General features: G+C 71.7%; 4 protein-coding genes. 2 read left to right on the top strand and 2 right to left on the bottom strand.

Annotated features, from left to right (window positions below; genetic code table 11):
* A partial coding sequence (locus tag M4D54_RS13655; RefSeq protein ID WP_259892090.1) for a DUF222 domain-containing protein occupies positions 1-900 on the bottom strand: 900 nt, incomplete at its 3' end.
* Positions 901-1,182: 282 nt separating this feature from the next.
* Here M4D54_RS13655 and dapD point away from each other — a divergent pair.
* Positions 1,183-2,262 (top strand): 2,3,4,5-tetrahydropyridine-2,6-dicarboxylate N-succinyltransferase, encoded by a 1,080-nt coding sequence (gene dapD, locus M4D54_RS13650; protein ID WP_193866153.1) that lies wholly within the window; start codon positions 1,183-1,185, stop codon positions 2,260-2,262.
* Between the two features lie 91 nt (positions 2,263-2,353).
* Positions 2,354-3,244, top strand: a complete 891-nt coding sequence (locus tag M4D54_RS13645) for a hypothetical protein (protein WP_193866152.1) — start codon at positions 2,354-2,356, stop codon at positions 3,242-3,244.
* On the opposite strand, the gene pflA is transcribed toward M4D54_RS13645, so the two are convergent.
* Entirely contained in the window at positions 3,231-4,085 is an 855-nt protein-coding gene (gene pflA, locus M4D54_RS13640; protein ID WP_193866151.1) for a pyruvate formate-lyase-activating protein, read from the bottom strand. The genes M4D54_RS13645 and pflA overlap by 14 nt on opposite strands.
* Positions 4,086-4,131 lie beyond the last annotated feature (46 nt).

Genomic DNA, 4,131 nt, shown 5'->3' with positions numbered 1-4,131 from the left:
CCCCCCGGTCTCCAGCACACTACGGGTCAGGATCGCGTAGCGCAGCGCCCCCAGAGTCAGCGGCGCACCGGTGGCGGCGGCCTGCCCGTCGGGATCGAAGGGGATCGGGGCGCCGTCGGCAAGGGCGTGGCGCTGCTGGTCCTGGATGGCGCGGGCGCTGGCATCCAGGCGCCGCGACAGGGAGAGGATCTCCGGGACGGGCCCGGTGATGCGGACGGTGGCGGTGCCGTCATCGACCGGGGAGCCCTCCAGAGCGACCTCGCGCTGATCCTCCGGCCGTGGGGTGGTCTCACCTGCGTGGTGGAGCCAGGCCACCAGGACACGCAGTTCACGACGGAACCGCTGGACGGGGATCGAGGCCAGATCCCAGGCCGATACCCGCTGATCCACCTCCGCCAGCTGGGCGGGAGTGAACTCCCTAGTGGTGCGGAGGATCCGCTGGTGCCACTCCACCGGCAGGTCCCCGGCCTCCAGCCGGGCGAACAGGGCCGGCAGATGATGCACAGCAGTGTGGGCCTGGCGGATCAAGGTCGAAGCGTGGCTGGTGGTGGTGCGCAGGGCGACAGCGGCCACCACAGCGGACTCGGCCCGGTCATCGGCTGCTTCCTCGTCGTTCGCGGGCGCGATCCACAACGGTGCCAGCTCCCGCAGCATCCGGGCATGCTCACGGGACTGCTCACGCTGCAGGGCCAGCAACCGCACTGCGGTATCAGCCTCTACGGTGCCCGGCACCGCACCGCCCCGCTCAGCCACGCTCTGCGGGGTCAGGGGGTGACGGGCCCGCACCTGGTCCGCGGGCGGGACCGGGGGCTTGGGGGAGGTGATAGGGGCGTAGCGGGGGCGCGGGGCGCGTGGGGGCTCCTCGATCAACTCCCCGTTCTCGAACCGGAACGACGCCACCACACCCACCCCCTTTCTCTCCTGGCATCTCGTGGGTCCTGCTACTGGCTTCGATTGGCCGGTGACCAGGCCTTTTGATCTGGCACCTACTCTATGGACCCCCACCGACAAACCAAGCCCGGGCCCCCGCAATGGGGACAACCACCCCCAGGGGAGGAACCCCGACGACAGCCGCCGGAAGAGCCCCGCGAGAGCCGCCGAAGGAACCCCACCAGAGCCGCCGAAGGAACCCCGCTGCCTCCCCGCGCGCTGATGGTCAGGACCCGCCCGTAGAATCGCGGCATGACCACGCCTGAGACCGCCACCAGCACGCCCAGCACCACCGCCGACGCCACCTCTGCCGAGGCCGGCACCGTCTCCTCCCCCACCCACGCGTGGGGGATCGGCCTGGCCACCCTCGCCGCCGACGGCAGCACGCTGGATGCCTGGTACCCCTCCCCCCAGCTCGGCAAGGCTCCGCAGGATCCGCAGTCGCACCCGCTGCACGCCCAGCTCTCCGCCGCGGCGCAGGACGACGAGGTGCGCGGCACCACCCGCGAGGTCGTGGTACGGGCGATAGAGCTCGCCGCTCCCCCGGCCGACACCGCCGACGCCTACCTGCGCCTGCACCTTCTCTCCCATCGCCTGATCGAGCCCAACGTGCAGAGCCTGGACGGCGTGTTCGGGGTGCTCACCAACGTGGTGTGGACCTCCGAGGGCCCGTGTGCCGTGAGCGGCTTCGAGGAGACCCGCCTGCGGCTGATCGCCGCCGGTCGCACTCCCACCGTGTACAGCGTGGACAAGTTCCCCCGCATGGTCGACTACGTGGTCCCCGCCGGGGTGCGCATCGGCGACGCCGACCGCGTGCGGCTGGGTGCCCACCTGGCCGACGGCACCACCGTCATGCACGAGGGCTTCGTGAACTTCAATGCCGGCACCCTGGGCACCTCCATGATCGAGGGCCGCATCTCCCAGGGCGTGGTGGTCGACGACGGCTCCGACGTGGGCGGCGGCGCCTCCACCATGGGCACCCTGTCCGGCGGCGGCACCCAGCGGGTGCGCATCGGCAAGCGTTCCCTGGTGGGCGCTGAGGCCGGCGTCGGGATCGCGCTGGGCGACGACTGCGTGATCGAGGCCGGCCTGTACGTCACCGCGGGCACCAAGGTGGTGCTGGTGGGCGAGAAGGGCCAGTCCCCGGATGAGGCCGGCAGTGACACGGCGCAGGGCGAGGCCGGCAGCGACCATCCCCACGTGGTCAAGGCCCGTGAGCTCTCCGGTGTCCCGAACCTGCTGTTCCGCCGCAACTCGCTGACCGGCGCGGTGGAGGCGGTGGCCCGCCAGGGGCAGACGGTCGAGCTCAACTCGGCCCTGCACGCGAACTGACGTGGCCCGCGGTTCCCGCCGCGCCCCCGGGGGCCGCCGCACATCAGGTCGCGAACCGCGCCGCCGAAGGCGCCCCCTGGGGCGCCACCTGGTGCTGCCGTTGACGCTGGTGCTGCTGTTCGTCGGCATCGCGGGAGGTTCCTATGTGGCGCTGCAGCGCTACGGATCGCCGCTGGGCGAGGGCACCTGCACCGCGACGGGGCTGGGCACCAGCCACCGCTACACGGTGGACCGCGTCGCCAACGCCGCTCTGATCAGCGCGGTTGCGGTGGATCGCGGGCTGCCGCCCCGCGCGGCGTCGATCGCCCTGGCCACGGCGTACCAGGAATCCCAGCTGCGCAACATCGACTACGGGGACCGGGACTCCCTGGGCCTGTTCCAGCAGCGCCCCTCCCAGGGGTGGGGCACCGAGGAGCAGATCATGGACCCGGTGTACTCCACCAACGCGTTCTACGACGTGCTGGTGACCATCGACGGCTACGAGTCCGGGGACATCAACGACGTCGCCCAGGAGGTCCAGCGCAGCGGGTTCCCGCAGGCCTACCGCGACCACGAGACCGAGGGGCGGCTCTACGCCTCGGCCCTGACCGGGCAGAGCGGCCCGAACCTGCGCTGCACGCTGGCGCAGGCCCAGGGCACCTTCTCCCCCGAGGGCGTGCGCAGCGAGCTGAAGCGCCAGTTCCCTCGCCTCAGCGAGGCGGGCCGGGTCACCAGCACCCTGGCCGACGCCGGCACCGTGGCGCCGACGGTCCCCGCCGGGGCCGGTGCCACCGCGCTGGTGATCGACGTGGGTGGGGACGAATCGCTGGGATGGACCATGGCGAACTGGGCGGTGGCCCGCGCCGCCGAGGACGGCGTGGTGCAGGTGAGCTACCAGGGGCGCGTATGGGACCGCGCCGCGCGCGGCGAGGAGGCCGATGCCTGGGGGAACATCGACGGCGGGGACCCCGACCGCGTCGTGGTGCTGGTCAGTACGTCATGAACCCGCGGGCGCGGAACTGCTCGCGCACCCGCTCCACGGTCTCCTTCGAGGGGGGCTGGGCGTCCCGCAGCTTGTACTCCATGCCCAGCGCGTCCCACTTGTCCTGCCCCATGTTGTGGAAGGGCAGCACCTCGACACGCTCCACGACCTGCTTCCACGGGGCGATGTTCTCGGCGATCGCCTCGACGTTCTCCTCCGAGTCGGTCCAGCCGGGAACCACCACGAAGCGGATCCAGACGGTGGTGCCGCGAGCGGCCAGGCGATTGCCGAAATCGAGCGTGGGCTGCAGTGGCCGGCCGGTGAGTGCCTTGTAGGACTCCTCGGTGCCGCTCTTGACGTCCAGCAGCACCAGGTCCACGTTGTCGAGGAAGGCGTCGTCGGCCACCGCGCCCAGGTAGCCGGAGGTGTCGATCGCGGTGTGGACGCCCATCTCCTTGGCCGCCTGCAGCACGTTGCGGGCAAAGGCCGGCTGCATCAGCACCTCACCGCCGGACAGCGTGATGCCTCCGCCGGAGGAGGAGAACACGCGGCGGTACCGCTTGATGCGGCGCACCAGCTCCTCGAGCTGGACGTCCTGCCCGCGGCGCATCTCCATGGTGTCGGGGTTGTGGCAGTACACGCAGCGCAGCGGGCAGCCGGAGAAGAACACGGTCAGCCGAGTGCCGGGGCCGTCGACGGCGGTCACCAGCTCCCAGGAGTGGATCGAGGCCAGGCGGCCCTCGCGGATCGCGGCCAGCCGCTGGGAGCGTTCCAGCTCCGCTTCGGCCATGCCCTCGATCCCCGCGCCGGTGCGTCGGTTCTCGATCGGGGTGCCCAGTCGCAGGTCGATGCTCTCGCCCATGTCGCTCCGTTCCCTCGTCCGACCAGGTCCTCGGCCCCGGTCGGCA

Source organism: Brachybacterium sp. p3-SID1565 (assembly GCF_025143785.1).
GTDB classification, from domain to species: domain Bacteria; phylum Actinomycetota; class Actinomycetes; order Actinomycetales; family Dermabacteraceae; genus Brachybacterium; species Brachybacterium epidermidis.
This window is presented reverse-complemented; position numbering and strand designations above follow the sequence as displayed.

What these genes read in the sequence shown, in the direction of transcription:
- dapD (WP_193866153.1), top strand. Translation starts at nt 1,183, where the DNA reads ATGACCACGCCTGAGACCGCCACCAGCACGCCCAGCACCACCGCCGAC.
- pflA (WP_193866151.1), bottom strand. Translation starts at nt 4,085, where the DNA reads ATGGGCGAGAGCATCGACCTGCGACTGGGCACCCCGATCGAGAACCGA.